This is a genomic window from Enterobacillus tribolii (assembly GCF_003363015.1).
GTDB classification, from domain to species: domain Bacteria; phylum Pseudomonadota; class Gammaproteobacteria; order Enterobacterales; family Enterobacteriaceae; genus Enterobacillus; species Enterobacillus tribolii.
The window spans coordinates 316806-332636 of record NZ_QRAP01000002.1 but is presented as its reverse complement, the minus strand read 5'-3'; the positions used below and the strand labels follow the sequence as shown (position 1 = coordinate 332636).

Genomic DNA, 15831 nt, shown 5'->3' with positions numbered 1-15831 from the left:
AAAAGAGAAAGGCAAAATGAATCGGTAATAAGAATAGATTCGTTTACTTCCGTCATACTTCACGCCGCGGGTTCGTTAGCTGCGTTTGTTCACTCCCGGCTGCTGCATTATCTGATGCCCCGGAAATTTACACGCCGACCATCTTCCCTCAACCTGAATAATTCAGGATCTGTTTACTATGATGACTTACGTTATAAAAAACACTCACATTTAGGATTAGTCTCTTGCTTTACAAGAGGGCTCTTATCCTACTCCCGGTGAATGCGTTCGTCTAAATTGAAAGCCAAGCCTGCACTTTAATTCAATGGGCTTATTAAATCAGAAATGACATTTAGCTGTACTTAAAATTCAAAGAAGGAATATTTAATCATTATCTATTCAATAGGGTAATATCATCTATTATAAAATCGACTTTAAAAATATTTCCCTAATATACCATGGGGTTATATCTCACTTAAGAACAAACTCATTTTATGCATTACCCCCACATTAACCATCACAATCGAGAGTTAATATTAATATTGAGAATATTGGCAAAATTAATCACTGGCCCAGGCCAATCCCCGCCCCTCATCTACGGCAGATTGTTTGTTGACAACGGCGGGCAGATCCAGTATCTCTTTTAGGTATCCGGTGTTGATAACACCCAAATTTACGATTGTACGAAACGGAACACACATGTATCAGATTACCCGTCTCCTAGGCCTACTACTTCTCGCATCTCCGGTGCGCGGTATGCCTGTTGGCGGCAGTCGAGTCTGATTCCGTCCGAATAGCAGAAAGCCCGCGCCAATGCGCGGGCTTTTTTTTTATCTCTAAAAACCTCGCAGGCGCCACACCAATACAGAGGAAGACGTTAATGAGCCAACAAGTCATTATTTTCGATACCACCCTGCGCGACGGTGAACAGGCGTTACAGGCCAGTCTGAGCGTGAAAGAAAAATTACAGATTGCCCTGGCCCTGGAGCGCATGGGCATCGACGTCATGGAGGTCGGATTTCCGGTTTCCTCGCCGGGCGATTTTGAATCTGTGCAAACCATCGCGCGCACCATCAAAAACAGCCGGGTCTGCGGGTTGGCGCGCTGCGTCGATAAAGACATCGACGTCGCCGCCGAAGCATTGCGCGTCGCCGAAGCTTTCCGCATCCACGTTTTCCTGGCTACTTCCACCCTGCATATTGAATCTAAACTGAGACGTTCATTTGACGAAGTGATGGCGATGGCAATGCACTCCGTCAAGCGTGCGCGCAACTACACCGACGACGTGGAGTTCTCCTGCGAAGACGCCGGCCGCACCCCCATCGACAACCTGTGCCGCATCGTGGAAGCCGCGATTAACGCCGGCGCTACCACCATCAATATTCCCGATACCGTCGGTTACACCACGCCTTACCAGTTCGGCGGCATTATCACCACCCTGCGTGAGCGCGTGCCGAACATCGACAAAGCCATTTTGTCCGTGCACTGCCACGACGATCTGGGCATGTCCGTCGCCAACTCCATCACCGCCGTCCAGGCGGGCGCACGTCAGGTGGAAGGCACCATTAACGGCATCGGCGAGCGCGCCGGCAACTGCGCGCTGGAAGAGGTCATCATGGCAATCCGCACCCGCCATGACCTGATGAACGTGCACACCGGCATTAAACATCAGGAAATCTACCGCACCAGCCAGTTGGTCAGCCAACTGTGCAACATGCCGATCCCCGGTAACAAAGCAATCGTCGGCAGCAACGCCTTCGCGCACTCTTCCGGCATTCACCAGGACGGCGTGCTGAAGAACCGCGAAAACTACGAAATCATGACGCCGGAATCCATCGGCCTGAATCAGATCCAGCTGAACCTGACTTCCCGCTCCGGCCGCGCGGCGGTCAAGCACCGCATGGAAGAAATGGGCTACCGCGAAGATACGGATTTCAACCTGGATCACCTGTACGAGGCGTTCCTGAAGCTGGCAGACAAGAAAGGCCAGGTATTTGATTACGATCTGGAAGCGCTGGCCTTCATCAACAAGCAGCAGGAAGAACCGGAATACTTCAGCCTGGATTATTTCAGCGTGCAGTCCGGCACCAGCGTGATGGCAACCGCCTCCGTGCGCCTGGCCTGCGGCGGGGAAGTCAAATCTGAAGCCGCCACGGGCAACGGCCCGGTCGACGCGGTCTATCAGGCCATCAACCGCATCGCCGGTTACAACGTGGACATCGTTAAATATCAGTTATCGGCCAAGGGCCAGGGGAAAGACGCACTGGGCCAGGTGGACATCGTCGCCAACTACAACGGCCGCCGTTTCCACGGCGTGGGGCTGACCACCGACATCGTGGAGTCTTCCGCCCAGGCCTTAATTCACGTATTAAATAACATCTGGCGTGCGCAGCAGGTCGAAAAAGAAAAACAACGCCTGAACGCCGATACAAAAACACAACAACATCAGTCCCATTCTAATCAGGAAGCTGTGTAATCATGAGTCAGACATACCATATTGCCGTTTTACCCGGAGACGGTATCGGTCCGGAAGTTATGGCGCAGGCATACAAAGTCATGGATGCCGTCCGTCAGCGTTTCGGAATGCGTATCAGCACCAGCGAATATGACGTTGGCGGCGCCGCCATCGACAAACACGGCACTCCGTTACCGGCCGCCACCGTCAGCGGTTGCGAGCAGGCCAGCGCCATTTTGTTCGGCTCGGTGGGCGGCCCGAAGTGGGAACACCTGCCGCCGGCGGAGCAACCGGAGCGCGGCGCGCTGCTGCCGCTGCGTAAACATTTCAAACTGTTCAGCAACCTGCGCCCGGCGCGTTTGTATGAAGGCCTGGAAGCCTTTTGCCCGCTGCGCGCCGACATCGCCGCGCGCGGCTTCGACATTCTGTGCGTTCGCGAGCTGACCGGCGGCATCTATTTCGGTCAGCCCAAAGGCCGTGAAGGTCAGGGCATGCACGAACGCGCATTCGACACCGAGGTTTATCACCGCTTCGAAATCGAGCGCATCGCCCGTATCGCCTTTGAGGCCGCCCGCAAGCGCCGCAACAAGGTGACGTCCATCGACAAGGCCAACGTACTGCAAAGCTCCGTTTTATGGCGTGAAATCGTCAGCGAGATCGGCAAGGACTACCCGGACGTAGAACTGAACCACATGTACATCGACAACGCGACGATGCAGTTGATCAAAGATCCGTCCCAGTTCGACGTGGTGCTGTGCTCCAATATTTTCGGCGATATTCTGTCTGACGAATGCGCCATGATTACCGGCTCCATGGGCATGCTGCCCTCAGCCAGCCTGAACGAGCAGGGTTTCGGCCTGTACGAGCCGGCCGGCGGCTCCGCGCCGGACATCGCCGGTAAAGACATCGCCAACCCCATCGCCCAGATCCTCTCCTTCGCCCTGCTGCTGCGCTACAGCCTGAACGCCGATGACGCGGCTAACGCCATCGAAGACGCGATCAATAAAGCGCTGGAACAAGGGTACCGCACCGCCGACCTGGCGGGAGACGGAAAAGCCATTTCAACGTCTGAAATGGGTGATGTCATCGCGCGCTTTGTCGCTCAGGGGGCCTGAAATGGCGAAGACCTTATATCAGAAGTTATTCGACGCCCACGTGGTTTATGAAGCGGAAAACGAAACCCCGCTGTTATACATCGATCGCCATCTGGTGCACGAAGTCACCTCTCCCCAGGCCTTCGACGGCCTGCGCGCCATGGGCCGCCCGGTGCGTCAGCCAGGTAAAACGTTCGCCACCATGGATCACAACGTTTCGACCCAGACGAAAGACATCAACGCCTGCGGCGAGATGGCGCGCATCCAGATGCAGGAGCTGATCAAAAACTGCGCCGAATTCGGTGTGCAGTTATATGACCTGAACCATCCCTATCAGGGCATCGTGCACGTCATCGGCCCGGAGCAAGGCATGACCCTGCCGGGCAACACCATCGTCTGCGGCGACTCCCACACCGCCACCCACGGCGCGTTCGGCGCGCTGGCCTTCGGCATCGGCACCTCCGAAGTCGAACACGTGCTGGCGACCCAGACCCTGAAGCAGGGCCGCGCCAAAACCATGAAGGTTGAGATTCGCGGTCAGGCCGCGCCGGGCATCACCGCCAAAGACATCGTTCTGGCGGTCATCGGCAAAATCGGCCATGCCGGCGGCACCGGCCACGTAGTGGAGTTCTGCGGCAGCGCCGTTGAGGCGTTATCGATGGAAGGCCGGATGACCCTGTGCAATATGGCGATCGAAATGGGCGCCAAAGCGGGTCTGGTCGCTCCGGACGACACCACCTTCACCTACCTGAAAGGACGCCAGTTCGCGCCGCAGGGCGAAGACTGGGAGAACGCAGTCGCCTACTGGCGCACGCTGAAAACCGATCCGGGCGCGCATTACGACAGCGTAGTGACGCTGGACGCCGCCGAGATCGCGCCGCAGGTAACCTGGGGCACCAACCCCGGTCAGGTGATCAACGTCAATCAGGCCATCCCGGCGCCGGAGTCCTTCAGCGATCCGGTAGAGCGCACCTCCGCGGAGAAAGCGCTGGCCTACATGGATCTGAAGCCCGGCATTCGCCTGACCGACGTCGCCATCGATAAAGTCTTTATCGGCTCCTGCACCAACTCGCGCATTGAGGATCTGCGCGCCGCCGCCGCCATCGCCAAAGGGCGCAAAGTGGCGCCGGGCGTACAGGCTATCGTCGTGCCGGGTTCCGGCCCGGTCAAAGCCCAGGCGGAAGCCGAGGGGCTGGACAAAATCTTCATCGACGCCGGTTTCGAATGGCGCCTGCCCGGCTGTTCCATGTGTCTGGCGATGAACAACGACCGCCTGAATCCGGGCGAGCGCTGCGCGTCTACCAGCAACCGTAACTTTGAAGGCCGTCAGGGCCGCGGCGGACGCACGCACCTGGTCAGCCCGGCAATGGCCGCCGCCGCTGCGGTCAGCGGACACTTTGCGGATATCCGCGACTTCACCACTGCGGCAAACTAAGGAGCGACATCATGGCGAAATTTATTCAGCACACCGGCATCGTCGTTCCTTTGGACGCGGCAAACGTCGACACCGACGCGATCATTCCCAAGCAGTTTTTGCAGAAGGTCACCCGTACCGGTTTCGGCCAGCATTTGTTCAACGACTGGCGCTTCCTCGACGACGCGGGCCAGCAACCCAACCCGGACTTCGTCCTGAACCAGCCGCGCTATAAAGGCGCCAGCATCTTGCTGGCGCGGGAAAACTTCGGCTGCGGTTCCTCACGCGAGCACGCGCCGTGGGCGCTGACCGACTACGGCTTCAAGGTTGTTATCGCGCCCAGCTTTGCCGATATCTTTTACGGGAACTCCTTCAACAACCAGCTGCTGCCCGTCACGCTGAGCGAAGCACAGGTAGATGAATTATTCGCGCTGGTAAAAGCAAACGAAGGCGTCACCTTCACCGTGGATCTGGAAGCGCAGACCGTTCAGGCAGGCGGGAAAACCTACCCGTTCGACATTGACGGCTTCCGCCGGCATTGCATGATGAACGGGTTGGACAGCATCGGCCTGACGTTACAGCATGAAGCGGCGATTGCGGACTATGAGGAAAAACTGCCGGTGTTTTTGAGATAATTTAAGACGCCCGCAGCCAATAAAAAAGGCCCGGAGCAGGAATAGGCTCCGGGCCTTTTTACGAAAGCGCTTAGCGCCCGATCTTTCTGAATTCTTCTACCGTCTGACGAATGGCTTTCTCCGTCGGCAAGCGCTCCATTGAGCTGGCGCCGTAGAAACCGTCGCAGTCCGGGCAATGCTTCATAATAAACGCCGCATCTTCCGGTTCCGAAATCGGCCCGCCGTGGCACAGCACGATAACGCCTTCACGCACCGCTTTTGCTGCTTTGGCGCAGGCATTGATCACCGGCACGCAGGACTCCAGATCGTTCGCCGTACCGGCGCCGATATCACCGCCGGTGGTCAGCCCCATATGCACCACGATAATGTCTGCACCGGCTTCGGTCATCGCCACCGCATCGTCCGTGTTAAACACGTACGGCGTGGTCAGCATGCCCTTTTGGTGCGCCATGCGGATCATGTCCACTTCCAGGCCATAGCCCATTCCCGTTTCTTCCAGATTCTGGCGGAATTTACCGTCGATAAGCCCGACGGTCGGGAAGTTCTGCACGCCCGCGAAGCCCATCATTTTCAGCTCATCGAGGAACGGCGACAGGTTACAGAACGGATCGGTGCCGCATACACCGGCCAGCACCGGCGTATTTTTCACCACCGGCAGCACTTCGCTGCCCATCTCGCGTACGATCTGGTTGGCGTTGCCGTAAGGCAGCAGGCCCGCCAGAGAGCCGCGTCCGGCCATGCGATAGCGGCCGGAGTTATAAATCACAATCAAGTCCACACCGCCGGCTTCCTCGCAGCGGGCGGACAAGCCCGTCCCTGCGCCAGCGCCGATGATGGGTTCTCCATGGGCGGCTTTGGCCCGGAGGTGCTCGACTAACTCATTATAATTTTTCATTTGGTGTTTCCCTGGTGTTGCATCATTTCACTAAAAATCTTGATCACCAACGCACAGAACTCCGGGGAGTTGATGTGTGCGGGGGTACGAATAATGCGGCGGTTGTCGGTAACGTTGACGGTGCTTTCCAGCCCGTCGATAAACGCCTCCGTGGCCTGCGGCAGCCAGAAAGGCTGGCCGGGGCAATCCAGTGCGGAAAAGCCGCCCTCCGGCACGATAAAGCACACCGGGCCGTTACAGCGGTTAAGCTTGTTACCAATCCAAACGCCGAGCTTCCGGTTTTCTTCCGGCGTGGTTCGCATTAGTGTGACTTGAGCATTGTGCTCAACGAAGTGACGATCCTGATAGCGCTCCGGCACGCTGGCGCGGGCGCCAAAGTTCACCATGTCTAATGCCCCGGCGCTGCCAATCCACGGAATCTGGCTTTCCGCCACGCTGTCCAGGCGGCTTTCCGGGCAGGCCAGCACGCCGCCGAACAACAGGTCGTCGATCTCCGTCAGGGTGATGTCCAGCACGCCGGCCAGTTCGCCGTCCTTAATCAGTTTTTCCATCGACATGCCGCCGTTGCCGGTGGCATGGAACACCAGCGTGTCGTAGTCGGCGTTGAGCACGGAGGTCAGTTGATTAATACAGGACGTCGTCACGCCGAACATGGTTAGCCCGAGCGAGGGACGATCCTGATTCTGGAACGTGGCGGCATGGTTCACCGCGCCGGCCATCATGTTGGCCGCATTGGTCAGCACCATACGCGACACCCGGTTAAGGCCGCTGAGGTCGGTTACCGTATACATCATGGCGATGTCGCTGGCGCCGACGTAGGGCGCAACGTTGCCGGACGCCATGGTAGAAAGCATGATTTTCGGGATGCCCGTCGGCAGAGCCTGCATCCCTGGCGTAATCAGCGCCGTACCGCCCGAGCCGCCCAAACCGAGCACCCCGGAAATGTCGTCAACGGTAGCGACCAAAAAGCGGAGCAACGCCTCGGACATGGCGCTAATCGCCTTTCCGCGATCGTTACAAAAGACGTGTTCCCTGCCCGCGGGATGATAATCCGCGATTTGCCCGGCATTAATATCAATCTGCTCGCTTCCCTGTGAGCAGGCAGGGGATGACGTAGACACGTCAATGATATAAGCATCCACGCCGGCGGCGTGCATGCAAGATTTGACCCAAGCCATCTCATCGAGCTTGGTATCGGCAGTTCCTATGACGTAAACGAATTTAGACATTGCAACTCACTCCATGAGATGTAAAGAGTAGCGAGATCTGCTGTGATTAAGAATTATGCACAAGTAAGCTATGCTAATATTTGATATCCTTCAAGGATTTTTTATCCTGTTGGATATTTTTTAAGTAAGCATAAGGAATTTCAATGATTTTATTTGACGAAAGTAACCTTTCTCCTGTCAGACGCCGTACGCTGGAACGCCTGACCAATGCGGCGCTTAAGCTCTATCAGGAGAAGAAATTCCCGACGCCGGAGGAAATTACGCAGGAGGCGGACTACGCCAAAGTCACCCTGAAAAGCTATTTTTCCTCACATAGCGAATTTATTGAGTATGTGGTTAAGCAAGTTATTGGCTCGTTTGTAACGCCGCCAATGGGAAAGAATGCAGAAGAAAATGTGGAAAACCTGCTGCACTGGGGATATGGCGAAATTGAAAAGCACGAAGCCCTGATGCGCGATGCCCTGCGTATTTCCCAGCAACGCTGGCTGGCCAACGGCGTACAGGAAGAAATATCGGGTTCCATGCTGAAGAAAAGCAACCGCAAGGCGTCACTGACGCAGGCGCTGGAACCCCTGGCGCCATCATTGCCCGAAGACACGCGAAACCGTCTGGTGATGCTGCTCTCCGTTCTGTATGGCACCGAGGCCCTGGTGGTGCTCAAAGATACCTTCGGGCTGACGCAGGAAGAGATCACCGATCTGACGTCATGGGGCGCCCGGTTACTCATCCGGCAGGCGCTGGCTGAAGCATGAAAAACGTTTCTCCGCCCTGGTCGGCGGAATTCAGGAAAAATTCGGGCGCCGCGGGAATGACAAACACATCAACACATTGCTCAACGACAGCATCGCAGGCTACGGCGGCATCAAGGATTCAACGGTGACTTACCTGTACAACACGCCCGGCGTTGAAGAAGATACGCCGGATCTGCCGGCGCACCATGACACGTTAATCAGGCAGGCTAAAGATGTGATCGGGACGCTGGCGGCAGAGCGCCTGCAATCCCGGTAAAAATGACAGACCTCCCGTGAAAAATACAGCCAGAGGCCGATTCAGTTGCCCGTTCAGCGGTAGACAGGCGTGTTCAGTTTATCCCGCGCGGCATTTCGCTCAGCGTGCTGAACAGCGGAAGATTCTCCCGGCTGCGTATATAGCGGTAAAACTCCATATTATTGCGCAGCCCCAACTTCTTCATCGCCGCCCGCTTTTGCCGGCTGATGGTTTTCACGCTCTTGCGCAGATTGCGCGCCACCTCCATTTGCGTATTACCCGCCGCCATCAGGGTAAGCACCTGCATCTCCACATGGGTCAGCTTCTCCGTACCGTGGCTGACAACGCCCCAGAACGAAAACGGCGGCTTCCCGCATGCATCATGGCCGTTGCCATACAGCGTCCGCGTCAGCTTATCCTGAATCGTACTGATGGGGTCATGACGGAATATCAGGTTATCCTGATTCAGTTGATAATCGCCAAACATCAGTACGATATGAAAAGCATTTACCGAGCGGGTAAAGCGCTCGCTGTCGGCCACGTAAGGCAGGCGATAGCTTTCGCTCTTAAATACGATGTCGCTGTCTGCCAGGCATTCAATATCATTGATATGAAAACGAATATTCCAATTTTTACGGGCGAAATACTCCGAAAGCAAATGGGCTATTCCGTGCGCATAAATCTGGTTATCGTCAAGTATGGTTGCAACCAGCATAAACTTACCTCGTCATGATAAGCTATTCCCCGTCGTCCTTCGGGACGGCGTTTCCTTCCCGCCGCGTCCTCATTATTGATATGAAAACGTAATGCTGGCCCGGCCGTTAGCGCTGCCGGGCGTGACTTCGCCGGTACGGACATATCTGGCGGTCAGCGGCACGCGAATAGATTCGCCGTCGCGGATCGCCTCCTTGATAAACCATTGATTAAGTACACCGGTCGAGCTCAGGTCTGGTCCGAACGACAGGGGAGTTCCCTGATTATCGTAGAAGAACTGAATCCCGACGCCGCTGGCGCCGGAATCTGGCGTCAGCGTTAAAATATTACTGGTGTTACCGGGCTGACTTTGATCGGTCATCACGGCATGCAGCCGGGTGCCCGTGTCGCATTTCAGCTGAATTTCCAGATCCTTACCGCCGTAACGGCTGCCGATGGCCGGAAAAGCGTTCATCGGCGCATCCCCCAGATCGATGGCGAAGGATTTGCTGGATGAGATCTCGCAGCCGCGGGCGGCAATTTTGATCGTCACCGCGCTGATACTCAGCAAAGACTGATCGTCTACCCCCTTTCCGCGGGCATGCAGGTAAGCCACGGTTTGCGCCGGGATGGTGAACGTTCCGGTCTGCAGGTGGCTGCCGCTGATAACGAAAATAATGCGCCCCCGGTAACCGATGTTCGGCGCGCTCTGATTGGTGCCGTCAGCCGGGAAAGTCTGGGTGACCGGCGCATTACCGGGAATAAAACGATTGGCGTTCGGGTCGCGGATACCCAGGACGTAGCCGATCCCCGGTACTCCGCTTTCATACACGTCATACTGGTTATAGCCATCGGTGTACTTAATGCCCGGCAATGCCGCCTTTACCGGCCGGATCTCGGCATATGTGATGCAATACTCCTGTCTCGGGCATTCGAAGATGATCCGCTCCTCTTTCTCACCGGACCAGCCGTTGCCCAACTGTTCCCCGACCGGCGCCGGATCCGCAGGGCCTTTATAATTAAACGGCCCGCCCGGATTCATACGCAGGTTCGCCATCACCACCTTCGCCGCCGCCGGTGCGCAGTATCCCAGCAACGGGTATCCCAGCAGGAACAGCATCAGCCATTGAGTCCTTTTCATCTTCACTATTGATACTCCAGGGTAAAATCCATCACGGCGTCCGCAACACCCGGCGTCACCGGCAAACGGGTGATCTTATACTGTGCGTGAAACGTCAGTTGGTTATCGGCGTTGGCGATAAGCGCATAATCCTCCGTTGACTGATTTATTGGCACCGGCGTACGTTTATTGTCCAAAATCTCGATTCCCAGCCCGCCGGCGCCGTTTTCTTTCAACTTAAGCAAATTGGGATCATCACGATCCGCATCGCCTTTAAACATGACGCTGACCGCCTTCGCCGCCGGGCCACACCCCACCAGCACCAGATCAAACTGCCGTATCCCCGTGACCTCGCCCACCGTATTCAACCGGCGGTTATCGATGGTACCCATATCGACGACGAGATTGCGCGACCCGGCATCCACCGTGCAGGTGCTGCTGGTAATATTCCCCGTTACGTCGATCCTGACGTCATAAGCCCACACCGGCGTATAGAGCAAGGCCGCCAGCGCCACTGTGCCTCCCCGGATTCGTTTCATCATTCACACCTCAGCGTTACGGTGCTGATCGCCTGACGGGCTTCCGCCCCGGGCAGCACATACGGCGCCAGGCAGCGCTGTGACGCGCTCCCGCCCCAGGAGACGTCGAGCTTTCCGCGCTGCGGCAGACCGGAGAGATACACCTGCCCTTCCTCGCCGACAATCGACGCGCTGTTCCCGTCCTCCAGCGTCACCGAGGCGCCCAGGGGTACTGCGTCGCCCCGGTAACGCAGGGTAAACAGCCCGCGCGCGCCGACCCGAACGTCAAAGTCCGCGCGCACTAACGCGCCCTTGGTCGGCACCACCTGCGCCACTGCGGCGTCGAGATCGACGTTATCGCCCAGGTGCGCGGTTTCCAGCGCGACGCGGTTTTCCCGGTAAACGGTGGCGTAAGGCACTACCGCATAGCCGCGCCAGTCGGTACGCACGCCGGTGGTGTTCTCCACGCTGACGTTGTTGGCGCCCGGCGCCTTAATCAGCACGTTGGTTTCCCCCAGCGGCTGGCTGAAGGTGACGCCGTTGGCATGCAGCACAATGCCGCCGCTGGCGCCGTAGTTGATCTGGCGGTTCCCCGCGCTGTAGTTGTAACCCAGGTTCAGGCTGCCGTAGCCGCCGCGGTAGCCCAGGCCCGCGCTGCCGCTGTTGCCGTCGCCTTTATTGCCGTGGCTCTGCTGCACGCTGTAGTTCAGATTGTTGCTTTCCAACAGCGTCCCGTTGATCCCCGCCGTCATATTGACGCGGCCTTCATTGTCCCGGCTGCCGCCGAACGTCAGATAAGCCGGGTTGCCCGCCTGATTCACGTTGCCCTCGCGCTGGCCGAACGGCAGCCATTTCCCGATGGGCAGCGAAACCATCAGCGAGATCAGCCGGTCGGAACCGCTGATCCACGGATTGCGGTTATAGCTGTAGGTCAGGCTGTAATTAACGTCGGCAATCGCGCCGTTATAGCCGAGCTGCAACAGATCGTTGGTATCGCCGGTTCGCCAGTAGCTCTGGCGGCTGCCGGTAATGAACAATGAACCGGCGTCGCCAATCTGCTGGGATATATTGAGCTGCACCTTGCCGCGCTTGGGGTATCTCAGGTTGTAGTAACCGCCGTACTCCGGCGTCTGCGGATCGGTTCCTTCGTTACCCGTCCCGCTCATATATTTGTTCGCGCTTTCGTCCAGGGTATAGAAGCCCTGGGTGGAATAGCGGTAGCCCAGCAGCTGGAAGTTGGTCCCGGTTTCGCTCAGGGATTTGGCGTACAGGAAACGCACCGACTGCCCTTCATTGCGGCTGCCGTCACTCAGGGTGCTGAGCGCATGGGTGATATCCGCCGAAATCGCCCCCAGCCAGCCGAAGTTTTTCCCCATTCCCAGCGCCACGGAGGCATAGTTCTCTCCCCACTGCCCGCCGCCGTAGGCCGTTAACCCGTACGGCAGGCCGAACAGCAACATCCCCTGAGTGAACAACGGATCATTTTGCTGTGAATTGCCGCGAAATCGCCCGAACGTGACGGCATATTTGAGCTGTCCTTCACGTTGTAACAGCGGCACCGCCGAGTAAGGCACGCTGAAAGTGTTAACGCTGCCATCGGCTTCACGCACCGACACCTGCAAGTCCCCGCTCGACGCCGTCGGATAAAGATCGCTGATCTCAAACGCACCGGGAGACACATAGCTTTGGTAGATGGTGTAACCATTCTGGCTGATGGTCACCCGTGCGTTGCCGCGGGCGATACCACGCACCACCGGCGCGAAACCACGCAGGCTGTCCGGCAACATGCTGTCGTCCGACGCCAACTGCGCACCGCGAAATCCCAGGCTGTCGAATATGTCCGTGGGCGTATAGCTGTCGCCCAGCGTCAGCTGGCTGCGCAGGGCGATCACCGCCCGTTCGACATAGGTGCTGACGTTATTCCATTGTGACCGGTTGGGCGCCCCTTGCTGCCGGGCGTAGCTGGCGGTGGAGTAGTTACGCAGCCGCCAGGCGCCGAGATTCACGCCGCTTTGCAGGTTAAGAAAATAGTTACTGCTCTCTTTACCCTGCGAACGGGTATGCGACCCGCTAAAGCCGTAATTAATCAGCGCGGCGGGAATACCGTCATCCCACTGTTCCGGCGGAATATAGCCGCGCGCGCTCTGGCTGAGCAGCATCTGCGGCAGGGAAATATCCAGCCGCTGCCGTTCAGCGTCGAATTCAAACCCGGCGTCCGGCACGATCGCCAGCATATTACAGCCGTCACCGCCCCCGCGGCTTTCCCGCAGGTTGTTGAACACGTTCATATCAATGCCGAACAACGCCAGTTCCTTCGTGCCGATACAGGGTTGCAGCTCCATTGCCGCCACGCTGTCCGGCGCGCTTTCGGGCGCGGCAAAGCGCACATCACGGGTCTCCACGAAACGCCCGTTAAGGAAGATGTCCGCCCGGTAAACGCCGGGCAGCATGTCATTTCCCTGCTCGAAGCGGGAAAGATCCGCCACCTTTTCCGGGTCGTCGGAAAGAAACGAAGCGTCAAACGTCATCGCCGCCTGGCCTGAGACGGTATATAAGGGCAAGACCATCAACATCAGCAGATGCTGCCCCGTTTTCGCCGGCAGGTTGCGCAATGCGCCGCCGGATAAAGAGGGTCGGAACATAATTCCTTTTCTCGCTAGACCTTCTGTAGGTCATTACAACGTCAGCGTCTTTTCCGCTGACACCGATCCGTAGTCATTGATGTTACGATAGCCAATCTCGTTGCCGGCGCCCGCGGGCAGCGTCAGCGAGGTACTTTGCAGCGGCGCCAGCGTGGTGTTCGGCAGCATACGGGTGCCGGCACGCAGGTTCACCAGTGAGATGTAATAGGGCGTCGGATTCTTGAAGATGAGTTCATTTCCCTGACGGTTCAGCGTGATGCTGTCTACGGCGCTGTCGGCGCCCTGCGCCAGCCCGCCCGGACGATAAAACAACTTGATGCGGCTGGTGATCGCCAACTGTAGCGTATTGCCGTTTTTCTTATCTTTGTCCACCGCCGGGATCGCTTTGACGTTCAGCCAGTACAACGTTTCCCGATCCTGCGGCAACGCGGGGCCGCTGTGGATGATGCGCAGGGTATTTTCCTTGCCGGACTTGATCACAAACAGCGGCGGCGTGATGACGAAATGCGTCGACTTCGTCCCCTTCTCGTCTTCGATCCAGCTATTGATCAAGAAAAAATTCTGCCCGTCGCTGTTGGTCACCGGTAGGGAAACCTGCTTGCTGTCGGAAGGATAAACGATGCGCGTCGCCCCCAGCGCCACGCCTCCGGCCTGAGATTGCGAGGAAAAAATAAAACAGGCGGCGAGCAGCCCTGCCATGTACCCTGTCATCCTTTGCATAATGATACCCATACGTATAAATGCTGATTACCGGGCTGAATATATTCAGCCGCGGCTTACTGATAGGTCAGATTGAAACTGGCCACCGCGCTGGCGTCGCCGGCCGTTACCTGACGCGCGGTTGAGCGGTAGCGGGCGAAAAACTGAAGCCGGTTCTCCCCTTCCTGCAACGCGACCGGCGAGAAGGCTTCTGTATTGATAGGGATCAGATCACCCCGGTGATCGAAAATGCCGATGCCAATTCCGTGCGCGGCATTACTGCCTTTGCCCGCCGCCAGGATCAGCGGATCTTTACCGTCTGCCACGCCGGAAAACCCGACGCCTACCTGAGTGCTTACTGAGGCAGAACAGTTTTCCAACACCAGAGTAAACGGCGTTATGCCGCTGTAACTTCCCATCGCGCCAAACTGATTACTTCTGACCTGGCCGAGATCGACCTGCAATTCACGGCTTTCCAGCGCCACGCTGCAGGGCGCGTCCACGACGTCGGCCCGAAAATTGACGCTGCCGCCGTGTACGGTCAATGCCGGCGCCGGAACACAAAACAGCGACATCAGCGCCGCCATAACCCGACCGTGATTTCCCGTTTTCATGTTCTTGCTTTCCGTGCGGCGAGCCGGAAGCCACACTCCCGGCCTGCGCCGTTCTATTACGAGTAGGTCAGCGTAAAGTTAGCCGTTGCGCTGGCGTCACCAGCGGTCGGCGCATCGGAAGTAGAGATGAACCCGGACTGGAATTGCAGCACATTCACGCCATCAATCAGCGTCACTTTGCCAGATGGCTTACCCAACGCGACGGGTTTGCCACTGTTGTCGAAGATCTGAATGCCAACGCCGGTGGCGGATGAACTGCCCTGCCCCGCGTGCAATACTGACGGATTGCTTTCTGCCGGAATGCCGTTAAAAACAACCTGCGTCGCAGCAGAAACGGTTGGATCGCAGTCGTTCAACTGAATGGAGAACGGCGTACGGGAGCTGGCTTGCGTACCTGCGGCTTTGCCGAGTTCGGCCAGACGTACCTGCCCCATGTTGACAGTCTGATTGCTGGAGTTGGAATCCACGGCGCAAGCGGCATTCACCACCTCACCTTTAAAACTAACGTTTCCTCCATTAACCGTTGCAGCACTGGCACTGTGGACAGCAGCCATCGCGGAGATCCCTGCAACCATTGCTGCCACAAATGTCTTTTTCATTTTTTGCTCCTGATAATACGCGACTCTCGCGTTATTTTGTCCTTGGCAAGGCTGTCATTTTGCTAAAAGAAGCCCCTGCGTAAATAAACGCAAACTTCAGCCTTACACGTATTTAAAATAAACCTTTTCCCGCATGAGAATATATTCACGCCGGATTATTCAGGTTTTATTACCTGTGAGAACGATGATGAACCAACGTAACCGACGGGAGATAAAAAAAAGTGCGGTTTGTTGCTTTCTTGCTCACAAGAGGCAATA

General features: G+C 57.0%; 15 protein-coding genes. 6 read left to right on the top strand and 9 right to left on the bottom strand.

Going from position 1 to position 15831, the window contains the following annotated elements; genetic code table 11:
• Nucleotides 1-859: 859 nt before the first annotated feature.
• The 4 genes from leuA to leuD are packed head-to-tail and all read left to right on the top strand — an operon-like array spanning nucleotide 860 to nucleotide 5577.
• Nucleotides 860-2455, top strand: a complete 1596-nt coding sequence (gene leuA, locus C8D90_RS06260; protein ID WP_115457567.1) for a 2-isopropylmalate synthase — start codon at nucleotides 860-862, stop codon at nucleotides 2453-2455.
• A gap of 2 nt (nucleotides 2456-2457) precedes the next feature.
• Nucleotides 2458-3549, top strand: a complete 1092-nt coding sequence (leuB, locus tag C8D90_RS06255) for a 3-isopropylmalate dehydrogenase (protein WP_115457566.1) — start codon at nucleotides 2458-2460, stop codon at nucleotides 3547-3549.
• Nucleotide 3550: 1 nt separating this feature from the next.
• Nucleotides 3551-4963, top strand: a complete 1413-nt coding sequence (gene leuC / locus C8D90_RS06250) for a 3-isopropylmalate dehydratase large subunit (protein ID WP_115457565.1) — start codon at nucleotides 3551-3553, stop codon at nucleotides 4961-4963.
• An 8-nt stretch (nucleotides 4964-4971) separates the two neighbouring features.
• Nucleotides 4972-5577, top strand: coding sequence for a 3-isopropylmalate dehydratase small subunit (leuD, locus tag C8D90_RS06245; RefSeq protein WP_115457564.1), 606 nt, complete (start codon nucleotides 4972-4974; stop codon nucleotides 5575-5577).
• 70 nt (nucleotides 5578-5647) lie between these two features.
• Here the strand turns inward: leuD and C8D90_RS06240 are convergent, their stop codons facing one another.
• Together C8D90_RS06240 and C8D90_RS06235 are read right to left on the bottom strand one after the other, a co-directional pair.
• Nucleotides 5648-6472 (bottom strand): phosphoenolpyruvate hydrolase family protein, encoded by an 825-nt coding sequence (locus C8D90_RS06240; protein ID WP_115457563.1) that lies wholly within the window; start codon nucleotides 6470-6472, stop codon nucleotides 5648-5650.
• On the bottom strand, nucleotides 6469-7701 hold the full coding sequence (locus tag C8D90_RS06235; RefSeq protein WP_115457562.1) for a Tm-1-like ATP-binding domain-containing protein: 1233 nt from the start codon (nucleotides 7699-7701) through the stop codon (nucleotides 6469-6471). The genes C8D90_RS06240 and C8D90_RS06235 overlap by 4 nt, the downstream gene beginning before the upstream one ends.
• Before the next feature lie 143 nt (nucleotides 7702-7844).
• Between C8D90_RS06235 and C8D90_RS06230 the strand changes: the two genes are divergently transcribed.
• Together C8D90_RS06230 and C8D90_RS22380 are read left to right on the top strand one after the other, a co-directional pair.
• Nucleotides 7845-8453, top strand: coding sequence for a TetR/AcrR family transcriptional regulator (locus C8D90_RS06230; RefSeq protein ID WP_115457561.1), 609 nt, complete (start codon nucleotides 7845-7847; stop codon nucleotides 8451-8453).
• Nucleotides 8454-8577: 124 nt separating this feature from the next.
• Nucleotides 8578-8709, top strand: a complete 132-nt coding sequence (locus C8D90_RS22380) for a hypothetical protein (RefSeq protein WP_260503108.1) — start codon at nucleotides 8578-8580, stop codon at nucleotides 8707-8709.
• 73 nt (nucleotides 8710-8782) lie between these two features.
• Here the strand turns inward: C8D90_RS22380 and C8D90_RS06220 are convergent, their stop codons facing one another.
• The 7 genes from C8D90_RS06220 to C8D90_RS06190 all read right to left on the bottom strand — a co-directional run bounded on the left by C8D90_RS06220 (nucleotide 8783) and on the right by C8D90_RS06190 (nucleotide 15573).
• A complete protein-coding gene (locus C8D90_RS06220; protein WP_115457559.1) occupies nucleotides 8783-9403 on the bottom strand; it encodes a helix-turn-helix transcriptional regulator in 621 nt (206 codons plus the stop codon).
• Nucleotides 9404-9475: 72 nt separating this feature from the next.
• Nucleotides 9476-10522, bottom strand: coding sequence for a fimbrial protein (locus tag C8D90_RS06215; protein WP_147291332.1), 1047 nt, complete (start codon nucleotides 10520-10522; stop codon nucleotides 9476-9478).
• Between the two features lie 5 nt (nucleotides 10523-10527).
• Nucleotides 10528-11043 carry a fimbrial protein gene (locus tag C8D90_RS06210; protein WP_115457557.1) on the bottom strand — a complete coding sequence of 172 codons (516 nt, stop codon included), beginning with the start codon at nucleotides 11041-11043 and terminating at the stop codon, nucleotides 10528-10530.
• Nucleotides 11040-13661 (bottom strand): fimbrial biogenesis usher protein, encoded by a 2622-nt coding sequence (locus C8D90_RS06205; RefSeq protein WP_147291331.1) that lies wholly within the window; start codon nucleotides 13659-13661, stop codon nucleotides 11040-11042. The genes C8D90_RS06210 and C8D90_RS06205 overlap by 4 nt, the downstream gene beginning before the upstream one ends.
• 33 nt (nucleotides 13662-13694) lie before the next feature.
• The gene (locus C8D90_RS06200) at nucleotides 13695-14381 is read right to left on the bottom strand and encodes a fimbria/pilus periplasmic chaperone (protein ID WP_115457799.1); all 687 of its coding nucleotides are present in this window, start codon (nucleotides 14379-14381) and stop codon (nucleotides 13695-13697) included.
• A 56-nt stretch (nucleotides 14382-14437) separates the two neighbouring features.
• Nucleotides 14438-14974, bottom strand: coding sequence for a fimbrial protein (locus tag C8D90_RS06195; protein WP_115457556.1), 537 nt, complete (start codon nucleotides 14972-14974; stop codon nucleotides 14438-14440).
• Between the two features lie 56 nt (nucleotides 14975-15030).
• The gene (locus C8D90_RS06190) at nucleotides 15031-15573 is read right to left on the bottom strand and encodes a fimbrial protein (RefSeq protein WP_115457555.1); all 543 of its coding nucleotides are present in this window, start codon (nucleotides 15571-15573) and stop codon (nucleotides 15031-15033) included.
• Nucleotides 15574-15831: the final 258 nt, after the last annotated feature.

Coding starts and splice junctions, on each gene's coding strand:
- C8D90_RS06200 (WP_115457799.1), bottom strand. CDS start 14,381: ATGCAAAGGATGACAGGGTACATGGCAGGGCTGCTCGCCGCCTGTTTT.
- C8D90_RS06230 (WP_115457561.1), top strand. CDS start 7,845: ATGATTTTATTTGACGAAAGTAACCTTTCTCCTGTCAGACGCCGTACG.
- leuC (WP_115457565.1), top strand. CDS start 3,551: ATGGCGAAGACCTTATATCAGAAGTTATTCGACGCCCACGTGGTTTAT.
- C8D90_RS06190 (WP_115457555.1), bottom strand. CDS start 15,573: ATGAAAAAGACATTTGTGGCAGCAATGGTTGCAGGGATCTCCGCGATG.
- C8D90_RS06220 (WP_115457559.1), bottom strand. CDS start 9,403: ATGCTGGTTGCAACCATACTTGACGATAACCAGATTTATGCGCACGGA.
- leuB (WP_115457566.1), top strand. CDS start 2,458: ATGAGTCAGACATACCATATTGCCGTTTTACCCGGAGACGGTATCGGT.
- C8D90_RS06235 (WP_115457562.1), bottom strand. CDS start 7,701: ATGTCTAAATTCGTTTACGTCATAGGAACTGCCGATACCAAGCTCGAT.
- C8D90_RS06205 (WP_147291331.1), bottom strand. CDS start 13,661: ATGTTCCGACCCTCTTTATCCGGCGGCGCATTGCGCAACCTGCCGGCG.
- C8D90_RS06240 (WP_115457563.1), bottom strand. CDS start 6,472: ATGAAAAATTATAATGAGTTAGTCGAGCACCTCCGGGCCAAAGCCGCC.
- C8D90_RS06195 (WP_115457556.1), bottom strand. CDS start 14,974: ATGAAAACGGGAAATCACGGTCGGGTTATGGCGGCGCTGATGTCGCTG.
- C8D90_RS06215 (WP_147291332.1), bottom strand. CDS start 10,522: ATGAAAAGGACTCAATGGCTGATGCTGTTCCTGCTGGGATACCCGTTG.
- C8D90_RS06210 (WP_115457557.1), bottom strand. CDS start 11,043: ATGATGAAACGAATCCGGGGAGGCACAGTGGCGCTGGCGGCCTTGCTC.
- leuA (WP_115457567.1), top strand. CDS start 860: ATGAGCCAACAAGTCATTATTTTCGATACCACCCTGCGCGACGGTGAA.